Raw genomic sequence first — 17,739 nt, 5'->3', positions numbered from 1 at the left:
CTTCCGCCATGCCTCCTTCCCCCTCCCGCCGCACGCTCCTGCTCGCCGCCGTCACCGCCCCGCTGGCCGCGTCGGCATCCCCCGCGTACGCCGCCGAAGCCGACGCCTACGACACCCTCCGCCTCACCTGGCGCGATCTCCTCCTCGGCACCGGCTTCACCCCCACCGCCGAGCCGTACGCCACCAAGCTCGCCGCCCTCGGCGCCACGGCCGCCGATCTGCGCGCCGCCATGGTCCCCACCAACGGCTCCCTGTGGCCCGACCTCCCGTACGCCGACCCCGAACCGGACACGGACGCCGAGTCGTACACGTACTCGGGCAACCTCAACACCAGCTACAACCGGCTGCGCACCATGGCCGAGGCGTACGCCCAGCCCGGCACCGGCCTGACCGGCAGCACCACCCTCCGCGCCGAGATCCTCACCGGCCTCGACCACCTCCACGACCAGGCGTACAACGCCTCCCGGGCGCGCTACGGCAACTGGTACAACTGGCAGATCGGCATCCCGCAGGCCCTGCTCGACATCGACGTCCTGCTGTACGACCACCTCGGCGCCGCCCGCATCGCCGAACACTGCGCCGCCGTCGACCACTTCGTCCCCGACAGCGCGGTCGCGAACTACACCGGCACCTCCACCGGCGCCAACCGCGTCGACCTGTGCCGCGTCCTCGCCCTACGAGGCATCCTCGGCAAGAGCTCCGCCAAGCTCGCGCTCGCCCGCGACGCGCTCTCGCCCGTCTTCCCGTACGTCACCTCCGGCGACGGGCTCTACGCCGACGGCAGTTTCATCCAGCACCTCTACGTGCCGTACGCCGGGTCCTACGGCGCTGTGATGCTCGGCGGCCTGTCGCTGCTGTTCGCCCTGCTCAAGGGGTCGGCGTGGGAGGTCACGGACGGCGGGCGCCAGATCGTGTTCGACTCGGTCGAGAAGGCGTACGCACCGTTCCTCTTCAACGGCCTCGCCATGGACGGGGTTTCAGGGCGTGCCGTAAGCAGGGGCGTACAGAAGGCGGACACGCGCGGGATCCGGCAGGACGACCATCTGCGCGGGCACGCCGTCATCGCCTGCGTCGCGCTGCTCGCCCGGAGCGCGTCCGCCGCCGAGAAGGCCCGCTGGGACGGCATGGTCAAGGGCTGGATCGCCCGCGACTACTACAACCCGATCCTCTCCAGCCCGGCCCTCGGTGTCGCCGCCCTCTCCCGCCTCAAGACCGTCGCCGACGGCACCTCGCCGGCGCTCGCCGAACCCGTCGGCCACCGGCTCTTCCCCGCCATGGACCGGGCCGTCCACCGCCGCACCGGATGGGCGGCCGCCCTGTCCATGGCCTCCAGCCGGATCACGTACTACGAGAACGGCAACGGGGAGAACCTGCGTGCCTGGCACAGCGGTTCCGGGATGCTCTACTGGTGGGGTTCCGACTTCGCCAACGGCCAGTACAGCGACGACTTCTGGCCGACGGTCGACCCCTACCGGCTGCCCGGCACCACCGCCTCGCGCAAGGTGCTGGCGGACGGCGAGGGCGGGGTGTGGGGCGTGGCCCGGCCCGATGTGCGGTGGGTCGGCGGGGCGACGGACGGGACGTACGCGGCCGTCGGCCAGTACCTGAAGGGCCTGTCCTCCACGCTGATGGCCAAGAAGTCCTGGTTCTTCCTGGACGACGCCGTGGTCTGCCTGGGCGCCGGCATCCACGGCCGGGACGGCACGGGCGTCGAGTCGGTCGTCGAGAACCGGAACCTGGGCGCCTCCGGGACCCACGCCTTCACCGTCGACGGTACGGCGCAGTCCACCACGCCCGGCTGGAGCGCCACGCTGACCGGCGCGCGGTGGGCGCACCTGGCGGGGCACGGCGGGTACGTCTTCCCGGGCGGGGCCACGGTCAAGGCGCTGCGGCAGGCCCGTACGGGCGCCTGGTCGGACATCAACAAGGGCGCCGTGACCGACCCCGTCACCCGCCGTTACCTGACCCTGTGGTTCGACCACGGCACCGATCCGACGTGGGCGACCTACGCGTACGTCCTGATGCCGGGCGCGAGCGCCGCGCAGACCTCCGCGCGCGCCGCCGACACCGGCTGGCTCACCGTCCTCGCCAACACCAACGACCAGCAGGGCGTGCGCGTGCCGTCCCTGGGCCTCACGGGCGTCAACTTCTGGTTCGGCGGCACGATCGGCGCGGTCACCGCGTCCGCGCCCGCGAGCGTGATGATCCGTGAGAGCGGCGGCTCGGCCTCCGTCTGCGTCTCCGGGCCGCTGCGGGACGGCGCGGCGATCGACCTGACGTGGAACCGCCCGGTGACGGCCGTGACGTCCAAGGACCCCTCCGTACAGGTGATGGCGACCGGGTCGGCGCTGAGGCTGCGCGTCACCCCGGGCACGCTGGGGGCGGTCCACAAGGCGGTGGTGCAGCTCCCGTGAGTGTCATGCTCACAGCAAGGTTTGCCGTCGCCGAGCCTCTGGGAGGTTCTCCGTGTCACCAGCAACCCCTTGGTCCCGCCGCACCTTCCTCGCCACCACCTCCACCGCAGCCCTGGGACTCGCCGTGCCCGCTCAAGCATCAGCAGCCGCCGACGACTTCGAGGCGCTACGCCTCCGCTGGCTCGACCTCCAGCTCGGCACCGGCTACGACCCGGCCGCCGAACCGTACGCCTCCCGCCTCGCCGGGACCGGCGACCTCGCCGCCCGCTACCGCGCCTCCATGGCCCCCACCGACACCTCCCTGTGGCCGGGTTACGCCTTCAACCCGCCCTCCGGCATCACCCAGAGCTACCACCGCCTGTGGACCATGACCCAGGCGTACGCCCAGCAGGGCACCGGCCACACCGGCGACCCCGGCCTCCTCGCCGACGTCCTGCGCGGCCTCGACCACCTCTCCGGGTGGGTCTACAACCCCTCCACCACCCGCTACGGCAACTGGTGGGAGTGGCAGATCGGCAGCCCCCGCCTCCTCATGGACATCGTCGCCACGCTGTACTACGCCGCCGGCCCCGCCCGTGTCGAGGCCGCCTGCGCCGCCGTCGACCACTTCATCCCCGACGCGATGCTCGGCGACTACAGCGGCACATCCACCGGCGCCAACCGCGTCGACCTGTGCCGCTCCGTCGCGCTGCGCGGCGTCCTCGGCAGATCGCCGGCCAAGCTCGCGCTCGCGAGGGACGCCCTCTCGCCGGTCTTCCCGTACGTCACCAAGGGCGACGGGCTCTACGCCGACGGGTCGTTCGTCCAGCACACCTGGGTCGCCTACTCGGGCACGTACGGACAGGTCATGCTCGACGGGCTGGGGCGGCTGTTCGCCCTGCTCGCCGGATCCCCCTGGGCGGTCACCGACCCGAACCGCCAGATCGTCCTCGACAGCGTCGAGCACGCCTACGCACCCCTCCTCTACAACGGCCTGATGATGGACAGCGTCAGCGGCCGCGCCATCAGCCGGGGCATCCTCCGCAACGACCCGCGCGGCATCATGCGCGGCGACCACTTCCACGGCCAGGGCATCATCGCCGCCATCACGCTGCTCGCCGGCGGGGCCTCGGCCGCCGAGCGCGACCGGTGGCACGCGCGCGTGAAGGGCTGGATCGAACGTGACACCGTGAGCCCGGTCCTCACCGCCGGCCAGTTCGGCGTCGCCGACCTCGCCCGGCTGCACGAGGTCGCCGCCTCGCCCGTCCCCGCAGCGCCCGAACCGGTCGGCCACAAGCTGTTCGCCGCCATGGACCGGGCCGTGCACCGCCGCCCCGGGTGGGCGGCCAACATCTCCATGGCCTCGGAGCGGATCTCGTACTACGAGTGCGGCAACGGCGAGAACCCGCGCGGCTGGCACACCGGTGCCGGAATGCTCTACTGGTGGGGCCCTGGGGGCGACGCCCAGTACACCGACTGGTTCTGGCCGACCGTCGACCCCTACCGCCTGCCCGGCACCACCGTGTCGACCAAGCGGCTGCCCGACCGGGCGGGCGGCGAATGGGGCGAGTCGAAGCCGGCCGTCCAGTGGGTCGGCGGGGTGACCGACGGGGAGTTCGCCGCCGTGGGGCAGCACCTGAAGGGCCTCGGCTCCACCCTGGAGGCCCGCAAGTCCTGGTTCTGCGCCGCCGACACGGTCATCTGCCTCGGCGCGGGGATCAGCTGCGCCGACGGCGTCGCCGTCGAGACGATCGTCGACAACCGGAACCTGGGGGAGGCGGGCGACGAGCGGCTCACCACCGGCCCCGGATCCCGCTGGGCACACCTGGAGGAGCACGGGGGCTGGGTGTTCCCCGGGGGCGCCCCCTTCAAGGCCCTGCGCGAGGACCGCACCGGTGCCTGGCGGGACATCAACACCACGTCCACCACCGAGCGCCGCACCCGCCGGTACCAGACGCTCTGGCTCGACCACGGCACCGATCCGGCGGACGCCTCGTACGCCTACCTGCTGATGCCGGGCGCCTCGCGCCGGACCGTCGCGGCCCGCGCGTACGACCCCCACTGGCTGGAGATCCTCGACAACACCGCCGCCCGCCAGGCCGTCGCCGTGCCCTCGCTCGGCCTGACCGCCGCGAACTTCTGGCAGCCCGGTACGGTGGGCCCGCTCACCACGAGCGCACCGGCGAGTCTGCTCGTACGCCGGAAGGGCCGTACGGTGACGGTCTGCGTCAGCGAGCCGCCGCGCACCGGACGGCCCCTGGAGATCACCTGGCACCATCCGGTCGGCGTCGTCGTCGCCCACGACCCGTCGGTCGAGGTCCTCGCCACCGGCCGTACGCTCCGGCTGCGCGTCGCCCCGGGCACGGCGGGCGCCGGGCACCGCTGCACGGTGGTCATCTGACCCTATTGTGGGACCTCCACAACACATGGGGGTCCATGGCTGGCACTTGGGCTGCACCGCGCAACGGTTCTGTCCAGGGCTCACAGGAGATGGGGCGCGAGACTGTACAGAGTCGACGGCGGGTTTTCCTTGGTCGGCTTCGTAGGGTCGATGCATGACCGTTGTGGACGAAACCCAGGGCGAGCCGACCGATGCCCGTGGGCGTGTGGCAGAGCTGCACGCCCTGCGCGAGGAGGCCCTGCGCGGCCCGAGTGACCGGGCGACCGAGGCCCAGCACGCCAAGGGCAAGCTGACCGCTCGTGAGCGCATCGAGCTGCTGCTCGACCCGGGCTCGTTCCAGGAGGTCGAGCAGCTGCGGCGGCACCGGGCGACCGGCTTCGGCCTGGAGGCCAAGAGGCCGTACACCGACGGCGTCATCACCGGCTGGGGCACGGTCGAGGGCCGCACGGTCTTCGTCTACGCCCACGACTTCCGGATCTTCGGCGGCGCGCTGGGCGAGGCCCACGCCACCAAGATCCACAAGATCATGGACATGGCCATCGCGGCCGGTGCGCCGCTGGTCTCGCTGAACGACGGCGCCGGCGCCCGTATCCAGGAGGGCGTCTCCGCCCTCGCGGGCTACGGCGGCATCTTCCAGCGCAACACGCGCGCCTCGGGCGTCATCCCGCAGATCAGCGTGATGCTCGGCCCGTGCGCGGGCGGCGCGGCCTACAGCCCGGCCCTGACGGACTTCGTCTTCATGGTCCGCGAGACCTCGCAGATGTTCATCACCGGCCCGGACGTCGTCAAGGCGGTCACCGGTGAGGAGATCACCCAGAACGGCCTCGGCGGCGCCGACGTGCACGCCGAGACGTCGGGCGTGGCGCACTTCGCGTACGACGACGAGGAGACCTGCATCGCGGAGGTGCGCTACCTCCTGTCGATGCTCCCCTCCAACAACCGTGAGAACCCGCCCGCCCACCCCAGCGAGGACCCGGCCGACCGCCGGTCGGACGTCCTGCTGGACCTGGTCCCGGCGGACGGCAACCGGCCGTACGACATGGCCAAGGTGATCGAGGAGCTCGTCGACGACGGCGACTACCTGGAGATCCACGAGCGCTGGGCGCGCAACATCATCTGCGCGCTGGCCCGCCTCGACGGCCAGGTCGTCGGCATCGTCGCCAACCAGCCGCAGACGCTGGCGGGCGTGCTGGACATCGAGGCGTCGGAGAAGGCCGCCCGGTTCGTCCAGATGTGCGATGCTTTCAATATCCCGATCGTCACGCTGCTGGACGTGCCCGGCTTCCTGCCGGGCGTCGACCAGGAGCACGGCGGCATCATCCGCCACGGCGCGAAGCTGCTGTACGCGTACTGCAACGCCACCGTGCCCCGCATCAGCCTGATCCTGCGCAAGGCCTACGGCGGCGCGTACATCGTCATGGACAGCCAGTCCATCGGCGCCGACCTGACCTACGCCTGGCCGACGAACGAGATCGCCGTGATGGGTGCCGAGGGTGCCGCCAACGTCATCTTCCGCCGCCAGATCGCCGACGCCGAGGACCCCGAGGCCATGCGCGCCCGCATGGTCAAGGAGTACAAGTCCGAGCTGATGCACCCGTACTACGCCGCGGAGCGCGGCCTGGTCGACGACGTCATCGACCCGTCCGAGACCCGCTCCGTGCTCATCGCCGCCCTGGCGATGCTCCGCACGAAGCACGCCGACCTGCCGTCCCGCAAGCACGGCAACCCGCCCCAGTAACAGGAGCCCACGTGACCGACACCAACCTGCTCCGCGTCGAAAAGGGCCACGCCGACCCCGAGGAGCTCGCCGCCATCACCGCGGTCCTCCTCGCCCGCGCCTCCGCCCGCCCGGCCGCCGCGCCGGCGCGCCGGGTCCGCTCCACGGCCGGCTGGCGCCGCCTGGAGCGCCAGTCCGGCTTCCGCGCCCCCCACAGCTGGCAGCGCTGACCCACGCGCCCCGAAGGGCCCCGCACCGTTTCAGGTGCGGGGCCCTTCGCCATCCCACCACCCGCAGCCGGGCGACGGCCCCCACTCACCGGCAGGCACCGCACCCGGGGGCACCGAGAAAGGGCACCGCCCCGGTCCGTTGTACCCACCCGTCCGGCCCTGCGGGACGACTGCCCACAACGGAATCGGGAACCCCGGAGCGACTGCCCACAACGGGGGAGGCGGGGCCCCAGAGGGCGCCGCGCATGGCGAAGGCCCGCACACCGTCACGGTGTGCGGGCCTCGTGCGTCGCGGGGCTACCGGAGGCGGGCCATCAGGGCGTGCTCGACGAGGGTGATGAGCGCGCTCTTGGCGTCGGCGCGGTGCCGGGCGTCGGTGGTGATGATCGGGGTGTCCGGTCCGATCTGGAGCGCCTCGCGGACCTCGTCCGGCGTGTACGGCTGGTGGCCGTCGAAGCCGTTGAGCGCGATGACGAACGGCAGGCCGCTGTTCTCGAAGTAGTCGACCGCCGGGAAGCAGTCGGCGAGACGGCGGGTGTCGACCAGGACGACGGCGCCGATCGCGCCGCGTACGAGGTCGTCCCACATGAACCAGAAGCGGTCCTGGCCCGGCGTACCGAAGAGGTACAGGATCAGGTCCTGGTCCAGGGTGATGCGGCCGAAGTCCATGGCGACCGTGGTGGTCGTCTTGTCACCGGTGTGGGTGAGGTCGTCGATGCCCGCGGACGCAGACGTCATGACGGCCTCGGTACGCAGCGGGTTGATCTCCGAGACGGCGCCGACGAACGTGGTCTTGCCCACGCCGAATCCGCCCGCCACCACGATCTTCGCGCTGGTGGTTGAGCGGGCTGCACCGCCGCTAGAGCTTGCGAAGTCCACTGAGCACCCTTTCGAGCAGTGTCACGTCTGGCTGGCCGCCGGCGGACTCGTCGCCGCCGGGCTGGTGGATGGCGACAAGTCCGGCCTCCGCCAGGTCGGCGACGAGGATCCGGGCAACGCCGAGGGGGATGGAGAGGAGTGCCGAGATCTCGGCGACCGACTTGATCTCGAAGCACAGCCGGCAGATCCGCTGGTGCTCGGGCAACTGCCCTTGCAGCCTTGACGGGTCGGCCGTGGTGGACACCAGCGCCTCGATGGCGAGCTGGTACCGAGGCCTCGTCCGGCCGCCGGTCATGGCGTACGGACGGACCAGCGGATTATGGGTGTTGTTGCCCGACGTGGGCGCGGGCTCCGGACGCCGCCGCTGCTGCACCGGCTGGATGCGCGGCGCCTGCGGCTGGACGTACGAGGGGCCCGGCTGCGGCTGCTGGTAGGGCTGCTGCGGCTGCATGCCGCCCTGACCGCTCGGTGCGGAAGGGAAGTTGAAGCGGTTCTGGGCGTTCTCACCCTGCGACTGGTGCGCACCGTCATATGGGTGGTGTCCGCCTGGGGGTGTTGCCACTTTTCCTCCTCCGACTGCCGTTCACCGGTTCCATGTCCCTGTGGAGCCGCGCCACCGCACCCTATGGTGCGGTGGCGATAAACGCACGGTCTGTCTGCTAGTTGAGAAGACTTCCCTGGAGCTCGGCGCGGAGGTCCGGAGTGAGGACACTGCCCGCACGATCCACCAGCAGGGCCATCTCGTAGCCGACCAGACCGATGTCGGCGTCCGGGTGGGCGAGGACGGCCAGCGAGGAGCCGTCCGAGATCGACATGATGAAGAGGAAGCCGCGCTCCATCTCCACCACCGTCTGGTTGACCGCGCCGCCCTCGAAGATCCGGGAGGCCCCCGCCGTCAGCGACGTCAGTCCCGACGCCACCGCCGCGAGCTGGTCGGCACGGTCACGGGGGAAACCCTCGGACATCGCCAGCAGGAGTCCGTCGGCGGAGACCACCACCGTGTGGGACACCCCGGGGGTGTTGTCCACGAAGTTGGTGATCAACCAGTTCAGATTCTGCGCCGCCTGGCTCATCGGGCTCACACTAACGCTCCTGGTTGTAGGTACTACCCGGGCCGAGGCCCGATCCGTTCGTGTCCGTTCCCGCGTTGCGTCCCTGCTGGACACCGCGCCGCAGGTTGCTCAACCTGCCACGCACGTCCTCCGGGGCGCGGGAGACCTGTGGGCCGCCCTGCGGGGTCTGCTCCGCCGTGCCCTCGACCAGGTTGGCCTTGGGTACGCGCCGCGGGAGCCCGGACGGGGTGACCCCGCCGGCCTTCGGCTCGCGGAGCTTCTCGGCCCGCTGCCAGCGCTCGTCGTTGGTCGAGCGCCAGTCCTCGGAACCGCTGTCCTCGCTGCTGCTCCGCGAGACCCGCTGGACCGGCTGCGTCTGGTCCGCCTGAGGAACCTGCTGCTGCTGCGGGGCCGGAGTCTGCTGCTGGCTGCCGCGGCGCGGCAGGCCGGCGTCGGTCAGCTCGTGACCGGCGCTGGGGGTGGGGCCCGAGGAGAAGCCTACGCGCTCGCGGCCGTTCGTGGGAGCGCCCGGCGCAGATTCCGATTCCGTTCCGTACCCGGAGTCGTAACCGCGCTCGTAGCCGCCCTGATCCGGCCACTCGCCCTGGTGGGGCTGGGCGTCGAACTGGCTGTCGTACTGCGGCTGCTGCGGCTCCTGAGCCGGAAAAGCGGATTCCGCATAGGACGGTTCAGCGTACTCGCCGGTCGCGTAATCGTCCGTCGCGTAGTCGCCGGTCGCGTACTCACCGCCGTACTGCTGCTGCTGCTGCTGCTGCTCGTAGCCGTCCTGGGCGTACCCGTTCTGCTGCTCGTACTGCTGCGGCTCGTACTGCTGCTGCTGCTCGTAGCCGTACTGCTCCCGCTGCTGATCCTGCGCCACCTCGTCGCGGAACATGGGCCGTTCGCCCTCGGAGCCCTGGAGCTGGGCGCCCAGCGCCGCACGGCGCTCCTGGCGCATCCGGGAGCGGCCCACCGGGTCCAGCGTGGTGTCACCGGCCGGGGACTGCTCGTACCGGGAGTCGTCGAAGCCCAGCTCCGCGGCCGTCCGCAGCGGGGCCGCCTCGAAGGCCTGCTGCTCCGGGATGATCTGGGAGACGGTGAAGTCGGACTCCATCGCCGGGTCGCCACCGCCACCATGGGTGATCGCGTCCGGCAGCATCACCAGCGACGTCGTACCGGCCTGCTCGCCCGAGGGGCGCAGCTGGACGCGGATGCCGTGCCGGTCGGCGAGGCGGCCGACCACGAACAGGCCCATGCGCTGCGAGATCGCGGCGTCCACGGTCGGCGGGTTGGCCAGCTTGTGGTTGATGTCGGCGAAGTCCTCGGCGGTCAGGCCGATGCCCTTGTCGTGGATCTCGATCATGACCCGGCCGTCGGGCAGCCGGGTCGCGGTGACCCGGACCTTGGTCTGCGGCGAGGAGAACGTGGTGGCGTTCTCCAGCAGCTCCGCCAGCAGGTGCACGAGGTCGGTCACGGCCTGGCCGTGGATCTCCGACTCCGGTACGCCGGTGAGCTCGATGCGCTCGTACGACTCCACCTCCGAGGAGGCGGCGCGCAGCACGTCGACCAGCGGCACCGGCTGGTTCCAGCGGCGGCCGGGCTCCTCGCCCGCGAGGATGAGGAGGTTCTCGCCGTTGCGGCGCATACGGGTGGCCAGGTGGTCCAGCTTGAACAGGTTCTCCAGCTGGTCCGGGTCGGCCTCGTTGTTCTCCAGCTCCGTGATCAGGGTCAGCTGGCCCTCGATCAGCGACTGGTTGCGCTGCGACAGGTTGGTGAAGATCGCGTTGACGTTGCCCCGCAGCAGCGCCTGCTCGGCGGCGAGCCGGACGGCCTCGCGGTGCACCTGGTCGAAGGCGCGGGCGACCTCGCCGATCTCGTCCTGGGAGTCGATCGGGATCGGCTGTACGCGGGTGTCGACCCGGCCCGGGTCGGTACGGGAGAGCTGGTCGACCAGCATCGGCAGGCGCTGCTCGGCGATGCTGAAGGCGGCGGTACGCAGCCGGCTCATCGAGGTGCTCATCTGGCGGGCCATCATCCCGGCCAGGATGAACGCGGCGAGCAGGGCGATCACGACGATGGCGCCGTTGACGATGGCGTCGGTCTTGGCGTCGCTGGAGATCTCGGCGGCCTCGTCCACGGCCTTGTTCACCAGGTCGGTGCTGACCTCGCCGTAGCCGTCGAACTTGGACGTGGAGGCGGCCAGCCAGGTGTCCTTGGTGATGAACTCGGCCTGGAGCTCCTCGATCGCGTCGGCGTCCTCGGCGTTGCCGATCTTCTGCGCCATCGGCGCGAGGACCGAGCCGAACTCGTCCTTCTTCAGCGTGATGTTGGCGGCCTTGAGCCGCCGGTCGCCCTCGGCGGCCCGGCGCTGCATGACCGCCGTGAGCTTCTCCACGTCCTCCTGGGTACCACCGGAGTTGTACTCGCCGAGGGCGATCTGCTCCAGGTAGTTGTACGAGTTGAACGCCTTGCTCTGCTGGGCGAACGTCGACTCGTCCTTGCTCGGCCGGACCAGCAGGTGCGTGCCGATCGAGCGCTGCAGCGACTGGGCCGCCTGGGCGAGCTGAACGGCGTAGACCATACGGCCGTAGGAGGTGACGTTCCCGGTGCCGAGCCCGAGCTCGTTGGAGAACTCCATCAGGTAGTGCTGGACCTTGGTGTAGCCCTCTTCGGTCTGCACCGGGTCCAGGGCCTTGGAGTAGGCGGCCTGGCGGAGTTTCTCGAGTGTCGGCTCCTCGTTGCGGAAGAGCTCCAGCCGGCGCTCCAGGCCCTGCCCGGTGGGCATGCCCTTGACGGCCTCGTCGAACTTCTCCTTGGCGGCGTCCGTCTTGGCGCGCGCCTCGGTGACCTTCGGGTCGTCCCGCTCGTTGCTGAGCAGCGGGATGGCGGTGAGGTCCCGCTCGTTGAGCAGCGCCTGGCCGTAGTCCGAGGCGGCGCGGACGACCAGCGCCGTCTTCTCGGCGTCCTGCGCCTCCTGCCAGGTGTCGATCGACGTCTTGACCTGGAAGCCGCCCATGATGAGCCCGATGAGCACGGGTATGAGGAGGATGGCGTTCAGGCGGGTCGCCACGCGCCAGTTGCGCGGGGACAGCTTGCTGGAGCTGCCGGGAGCACCGCTGCCGCCGGAGGCGGCCGATGGTGATCCGGGCGTATCGGCAGGCGGCACCGCTGTGCGCGCGGGCGGGGTGAAGTTGCCCCGCGCCTGCTGCTCTGCGGCGCTTTTCGTGCTTCGCCTCACTCGACCAACAACCTCTCGGCGCCGGCACCTATGTTGTGCCGTTTTTCTGTTCAGGGCCGTACTACTCGGGAGTTCGTCGCATTGCAGCACGTAAAGCGGTCGCGTTCCAAACCCCCCGATCGGGTCATCACCAGTGGTTCAGACCTCAGATAAAACGGGCATAAAGAGCGAGCCCCGCCAAAAGGCGGGGCTCATGTGAGCACAGTGGCACCATACGGATGCGTCTCGTGTCCGAGACCCCGTAATTCTCTGTCGAAACGTTATGAACCCCGGGGCCGACCGTGTCAAAGGACACACCCGGCCCCTGAGCGCCGCTACGACAACTGCCGTACGTCCACGTCTACTTGAGGCGGGCCATCAGGGCGTGCTCGACGAGGGTGATCAGCGCGCTCTTGGCGTCGGCGCGGTGCCGGGCGTCGGTGGTGATGATCGGGGTGTCCGGTCCGATCTGGAGCGCCTCACGCACCTCTTCCGGCGTGTACGGCTGGTGCCCCTCGAAACCGTTGAGGGCCACGACGAAGGGCAGGCCGCTGTTCTCGAAGTAGTCGACCGCCGGGAAGCAGTCGGCCAGTCTTCTCGTGTCGACCAGGACGACGGCGCCGATCGCGCCGCGTACCAGGTCGTCCCACATGAACCAGAAGCGGTCCTGGCCCGGCGTACCGAAGAGGTACAGGATCAGGTCCTGGTCCAGGGTGATGCGGCCGAAGTCCATGGCGACCGTGGTGGTCGTCTTGCCGCCGGTGTGGGTGAGGTCGTCGATGCCCGCCGAAGCGGACGTCATGACGGCCTCGGTACGCAGCGGGTTGATCTCCGAGACGGCGCCGACGAACGTGGTCTTGCCCACGCCGAATCCGCCCGCCACCACGATCTTGGCGGAGGTGGTCGAGCGACCCCCTCCTGAACCGCCGCTAGAGCTTGCGAAGTCCACTGAGCACCCTTTCGAGCAGTGTCACATCCGGCGTGCCGCCGGCTTCTCCATTGCCCGGCTGGTGGATCGCCACCATGCCCGCCTCCGCCAGGTCGGCGACGAGAATCCGGGCGACGCCCAGCGGCATCGACAACAGCGCCGACACCTCCGCCACCGACTTCACCTCACGGCACAGGTGGCAGATCCGCTGGTGCTCGGGAAGCAGGCTTCCCAGGTGGGCCGGGTCGGCCGTGGTGCTGACCAGCGCCTCGATGGCGAGCTGGTAGCGCGGCCTGGTCCGGCCGCCGGTCATGGCATAAGGCCGGACCAGCGGCTGGTCGCCTTCAACGCCGTACCCGGCGTCCGTGGGGACGCCGTACGGATCGTGAGAGGCGGGGGGCGGGGTCATTGATCCTCCAGTGACAGCAGGTGGTCTGCCTGTCGTCTGACTGGGCCGGTGGGGGGCCGGAGGGGGCGGCCGACGGTGAACAAGGCATGAGGGGGGACGGTACGGATTGGGGCGTACCGCCTCAGTGGAGCAGGCTGCCCTGCAGTTCCGCACGCAGGTCAGGGGTGAGGACGCTGCCCGCGCGGTCGACGAGCAGTGCCATCTCGTATCCGACGAGGCCGATGTCGGCATCCGGGTGCGCGAGCACGGCCAGTGAGGAACCGTCCGAGATGGACATCAGGAAGAGGAAGCCGCGCTCCATCTCCACCACGGTCTGGGCGACGGCGCCGCCCTCGAAGATCCGGGACGCCCCCGCGGTCAGCGAGGTGAGCCCGGACGCCACGGCCGCGAGCTGGTCGGCGCGGTCGCGGGGGAACCCTTCGGACATGGCCAGCAGGAGTCCGTCGGCTGAGACCACCACCGTGTGGGACACCCCGGGGGTGTTGTCCACGAAGTTGGTGATCAGCCAATTCAGGTTCTGGGCCGCTTGGCTCATCGGTCTCAACTAACGCTCCTGCTGGTGAGTGGGGCCGAGTTGGAAACTGCCCGTGGTGGAGCTGCCTGCCTGACGCCCCTGCTGGATGCCGCGGCGGAGGTTGGTCAGGCGGCCGCGTACGTCATCAGGCGCACGCGAGACCTGCGGACCGGACTGGTGGGTGGACTCCTGCGCGGTTCCCGGCACCAGATTGGCGCGCGGGACCCGGCGGGGGAGGCCGGAGGTGGTGACGCCGCCTGCGGCGGGCTTGCGGACCCGCTCGGCCTGGCGTACCAGCTCGTCGTTGGGGGAGGTGCGCCACGACGCGGCCGCGTCGGAGCCCTGGCCCGCGGCCTGACCGGCGGCCTGTCCGGCGCCGCCGTGTCCGGCGCCGCCCTGACCGGCGCCCTGACCGGCGCCCTGACCGGCGCCCTGGCCGTCGCGGCGGGGCGGCAGCGACGGTGCGGGCCGCTGCTGCGCGGGCCGGGTGGGCTGCGCGGGCTGCTGCGGTACGGCCGGAGTCGGCATGGTCTGGTCGTGGGCGGGGTACTGGCCGGCGCCACCGTGCTGGGGCTGCTGAGCCTGCTGGGCCTGACCGTTCTGGTGGAACCAGTTGGTCTCCAGCGTGTCGTACAGCGGCGTACGGCCGTCCCCGGCGCCGGGCGCGGGAGGCAGCGCCTCGGGCTGCGGGCGCCCGGCGTTGTAGTCGGGGCGGGCGAACTGCGCCGTGGACGCGGGGTCCTGGCGGCCCTGCCGGTCGGCCGGCGGGCGGGCGTACTGCCCGGTGGCCGCCGGCTCGTCGTGGCCGCGCGGCACGTCGGCACCCCAGCTGGTGGTCTGCGGGCGCTGGGGGCGCTGCGGCTGCGCGGGCTGCTGCGGGGACTGCTGCGTGGGCTGCTGCTGCGGGGCGGCGCCGGGGAGTTCGGCGCGCGGACCGCCGGAGGGCGGCAGCTGCTGAGCGTTGTTGCGGGCGCCCTGGTCGGAGGGGCCGCTCTGCCAGACGTCCGAGCGCGTCGGGATGCCGTTGTCCCGCGTACCCCTGCCGCCGCCGGCGCCGCCGAAGGCGCCCGCGACACCGGCACCCTGACGCTGCGGGTCCTGCGGCTGCTTCTGGGGCTGGTGGGGCTGCTGCGGCTGACCCGCCGGACCTGCCTGGCCCGGACCCGCCTGGCCCGGTCGGCCCTGGAAGCCCGGCTGACCGCCCTGCGGCCCACCCGGCCGTCCGGCCGCGTCGTCCCGGCCGGGCAGCGCGGCCCGAGGACCGGATCCGGCACCGACCTGGCCACGGGCACCGCCCGCACCAGCACCCGCACCAGCACCCGCACCGGCGCCCGCGCCGAGACCGTGCCGGCCCGCGGGCGCACCGCCCGGTCCGCCCGGACCACCCGCACCAACGGGGCCACCGGGGCCGCCGGAAAGGCCCGGGCGGCCGCCACCGGCCGCACCCGGACCGCCGGTCAGCCGGCCGGCCGCGCCCGAGGGGCCCTGCGGCATCGCGCCCTGACCGCCCTGACCGCCCTGGCCTCCCTGACCGGGCTTGCCGGGAAGCTTCTTGCCGCCCTGCGCGACATCCACCGGGAGCATGACCAGCGCGGTCGTACCGCCCGAGTCGGAGGGACGCAGCTGGATACGGATGCCGTGCCGCAGGGACAGGCGGCCGACCACGAACAGACCCATGCGCCGGGAGACCGACACGTCCACGGTGGGCGGCGAGGCGAGCCGCTCGTTGATCGCGGCGAGGTCCTCGGGGGACAGGCCGATACCGGTGTCGTGGATCTCGACGAGGACACGCCCGTCGGGCAGCGCGTGACCGGTGACGCGGACCTTGGTCTGGGGCGAGGAGAACGACGTGGCGTTCTCCAGCAGCTCGGCGAGCAGGTGCACGAGGTCGTTGACGACGCGGCCGGCGACCTCGGTCGCCGGTACGGCGGCGAGTTCGATGCGCTCGTACTGCTCCACCTCGGAGGCCGCGGCGCGGAGCACGTCGACGAGCGGGACGGGCCGGGTCCACCGGCGTCCCGGCTCCTCACCCGCGAGAACGAGCAGGTTCTCGCCGTTACGGCGCATACGCGTGGCGAGGTGGTCCAGCTTGAACAGCGAGGACAGCTGGTCCGGGTCGGCCTCGCGGGACTCCAGCTCGGAGATCAGCGACAGCTGGCGCTGGATGAGGCCCTGGGAACGGCGCGAGAGGTTGGTGAACATCGCGTTGACGTTGCCCCGCAGCAGGGCCTGCTCTGCGGCGAGGCGGACCGCCTCGCGGTGCACGTCGTCGAAGGCCGCGGCCACCTGGCCGATCTCGTCCCGGGAGTGCACACCCACCGACTCCACGGACGTGTCCACGTCCTGCGGGTCGGCCTCGGACAGCTGCTTGACCAGCTCGGGCAGCCGCTCCTGGGCCACCTTGGTCGCCGTGTCCTGGAGCCGCCGCAGCGACCGGATCATGGACCGGGCCACCACGAAGGCGCCCACCAGCGAGACACCGAGGACGAGGAGGATCAGCGCACCGTTGATGATCGCGTCGCGCTGCTCCTCCTGGCGCAGGTCACGGGCCGTGCTCTCCATGTCGCCGAGGAGGGTGGCCTCGATGGAGTCCATCGCCTTCATCTTGGAGTCGTAGGCGTCGGTCCAGTCCAGGTAACCGCGCGGCTTCTGCTGCTTCATCCCCTGGTCGGTGCGGAGCACCTGCTCCGCGTACTCGTCGGCCGTCTGGATGGCGGGGTTGTTCGAGCCGAGGGCCGAGAGCAGCTCCGTCGGATCCCCGCCCGCCGAGCTGTAGATGGCCATGAACGACTCCATGGCCTGCTGTTCCTTCTCACGGGCGGCCGCACCGTACTCACGGTCGTTCGTGTCCAGCGAGCCCCGCTCCTGCTTGGTCGTCGGCAGGGCGGCCGCGATGATCGCGCGCTGGATGGAGGCGTACTCCTTGGCGGACGAGAACGCGGCCAGCGCGCGGGTCCGCTTGATCATCTCCGGGTTGCTGGTCGCCTGCGCCATGTCCTGGGAGAGGCTGAGCAGCGAGCTGATCAGACGGTTGTAGCGCTCGACCGTCTGGAAGTCCTGTGAACCGTCCTTGTACGCGCCCTCGCGGATGTGCCCGAGAGTGATGACCTGCTGCGCGATCTGCTCCACGTTGGAGCGGATGCTCTGCAGCGCCTCGTTGCCCTGGGTGTCGCCGATGGCCGCGGTGGCCTCGAGGAAGGCCGCCTGCGCCCGGTTGGCGTCCTCGCGCGGCTCGGTGACCTTGAGGTTGGTGACGGGGATGTTGTTGGAGAGGGGGCCGGCCGTCAGGTCGCGCTCGTCCTGGAGCGCCTGGGCGAGGTTGGTCGCCTCCTGGGTCAGCTTGGTGAGCAGCTGCATGTGATCCAGCTGCTCCATGTCGTTCATGGACTCGTTGATACGAATGCCGCCCAGCGTGGTCGCGGCGACCACGGGGAGGGCGAGCAGCGAGACCAGACGCGTGCTGATGCGCCAGTTGCGCAGGGCTATTCGTGAACCGGCGTCGGTGGGGCCACTGACCGCCGGCGAGGCCTTCGCAGCCTTCCCGGCCTTGCCGCCCTTCGCCGACGCGGCCTTGCCGGCCTTCGACGTGGCGTCGCCGCCCTGCCCGGCACTCGAACGTCCCGCACGGTCACCACCGCCGTCGCCGGCGGCCGGTCCCGGGTTCTGGGCGTGCTGGGGCGAGGAGCCGCGGTCGGTCCCGCCGCGCGGCTCCTGCTCCGCCGCAGCTTCCCCTCGGCCCTGGCGGGCCTGGGGAGACCCGTTGCCATCCCTCTTGAAACGTCCCTGCACTAGCGTCGCAACCTCTGGACCAGGCGTCCCCCCGCGCGAACGGACAGGACGGTGTCGGCGTCGTGGAGCGCGAGCGCGCTCCAGTGGTGGTCGTGAGTGACCGGCGCAAATCCCCCTTCCTCACCGCCGCTCGGCGCTGTGTGTTGCGCCCCAGCGCGCCGGTCTGGAACCCGCGGCGGTGCGTGGAATTCCAGCACAGTGCCGGATCTC

At 71.2% G+C, this 17,739-nt stretch carries 12 protein-coding genes; 4 read left to right on the top strand and 8 right to left on the bottom strand.

Going from position 1 to position 17,739, the window contains the following annotated elements; translation table 11 throughout:
* Positions 1 to 8 precede the first annotated feature (8 nt).
* The 4 genes from BKD26_RS29400 to BKD26_RS29385 all read left to right on the top strand — a co-directional run bounded on the left by BKD26_RS29400 (position 9) and on the right by BKD26_RS29385 (position 6,741).
* The gene (locus tag BKD26_RS29400; protein ID WP_084904375.1) at positions 9 to 2,414 is read left to right on the top strand and encodes a polysaccharide lyase 8 family protein; all 2,406 of its coding nucleotides are present in this window, start codon (positions 9 to 11) and stop codon (positions 2,412 to 2,414) included.
* Between the two features lie 112 nt (positions 2,415 to 2,526).
* Complete coding sequence (locus BKD26_RS29395) at positions 2,527 to 4,794, top strand: polysaccharide lyase 8 family protein (RefSeq protein ID WP_241518902.1); 2,268 nt, start codon at positions 2,527 to 2,529, stop codon at positions 4,792 to 4,794.
* Between the two features lie 154 nt (positions 4,795 to 4,948).
* On the top strand, positions 4,949 to 6,532 hold the full coding sequence (locus BKD26_RS29390; RefSeq protein WP_084904370.1) for an acyl-CoA carboxylase subunit beta: 1,584 nt from the start codon (positions 4,949 to 4,951) through the stop codon (positions 6,530 to 6,532).
* Positions 6,533 to 6,543: 11 nt separating this feature from the next.
* A complete protein-coding gene (locus tag BKD26_RS29385) occupies positions 6,544 to 6,741 on the top strand; it encodes an acyl-CoA carboxylase subunit epsilon (RefSeq protein ID WP_084904367.1) in 198 nt (65 codons plus the stop codon).
* Between the two features lie 297 nt (positions 6,742 to 7,038).
* Here BKD26_RS29385 and BKD26_RS29380 read toward each other — a convergent pair whose 3' ends face one another.
* The 8 genes from BKD26_RS29380 to BKD26_RS29345 form a co-directional block, all read right to left on the bottom strand.
* Complete coding sequence (locus BKD26_RS29380; protein WP_069978110.1) at positions 7,039 to 7,620, bottom strand: ATP/GTP-binding protein; 582 nt, start codon at positions 7,618 to 7,620, stop codon at positions 7,039 to 7,041.
* Positions 7,601 to 8,182, bottom strand: a complete 582-nt coding sequence (locus BKD26_RS29375) for a DUF742 domain-containing protein (protein ID WP_084904363.1) — start codon at positions 8,180 to 8,182, stop codon at positions 7,601 to 7,603. Before BKD26_RS29375 ends, BKD26_RS29380 begins: the two co-directional genes overlap by 20 nt.
* A 97-nt stretch (positions 8,183 to 8,279) precedes the next feature.
* Complete coding sequence (locus BKD26_RS29370) at positions 8,280 to 8,693, bottom strand: roadblock/LC7 domain-containing protein (protein ID WP_006127847.1); 414 nt, start codon at positions 8,691 to 8,693, stop codon at positions 8,280 to 8,282.
* Positions 8,694 to 8,703: 10 nt separating this feature from the next.
* The gene (locus tag BKD26_RS29365; RefSeq protein WP_084904360.1) at positions 8,704 to 11,910 is read right to left on the bottom strand and encodes a nitrate- and nitrite sensing domain-containing protein; all 3,207 of its coding nucleotides are present in this window, start codon (positions 11,908 to 11,910) and stop codon (positions 8,704 to 8,706) included.
* 340 nt (positions 11,911 to 12,250) lie between these two features.
* Entirely contained in the window at positions 12,251 to 12,838 is a 588-nt protein-coding gene (locus tag BKD26_RS29360) for an ATP/GTP-binding protein (RefSeq protein WP_073754543.1), read from the bottom strand.
* Positions 12,819 to 13,226 (bottom strand): DUF742 domain-containing protein, encoded by a 408-nt coding sequence (locus BKD26_RS29355; protein ID WP_064070345.1) that lies wholly within the window; start codon positions 13,224 to 13,226, stop codon positions 12,819 to 12,821. The genes BKD26_RS29360 and BKD26_RS29355 overlap by 20 nt, the downstream gene beginning before the upstream one ends.
* A gap of 121 nt (positions 13,227 to 13,347) precedes the next feature.
* The gene (locus BKD26_RS29350; RefSeq protein WP_338015572.1) at positions 13,348 to 13,770 is read right to left on the bottom strand and encodes a roadblock/LC7 domain-containing protein; all 423 of its coding nucleotides are present in this window, start codon (positions 13,768 to 13,770) and stop codon (positions 13,348 to 13,350) included.
* The gene (locus BKD26_RS29345) at positions 13,771 to 17,529 is read right to left on the bottom strand and encodes a nitrate- and nitrite sensing domain-containing protein (protein WP_084904357.1); all 3,759 of its coding nucleotides are present in this window, start codon (positions 17,527 to 17,529) and stop codon (positions 13,771 to 13,773) included.
* Between the last annotated feature and the right edge of the window lie 210 nt (positions 17,530 to 17,739).

The sequence above is a fragment of the Streptomyces sp. CB03238 genome, from assembly GCF_002099185.1.
Taxonomy (GTDB): Bacteria; Actinomycetota; Actinomycetes; order Streptomycetales; family Streptomycetaceae; genus Streptomyces.
The sequence above is the reverse complement of the archived record's forward strand: the minus strand, read 5'-3'. Positions and strand labels throughout refer to the sequence as shown.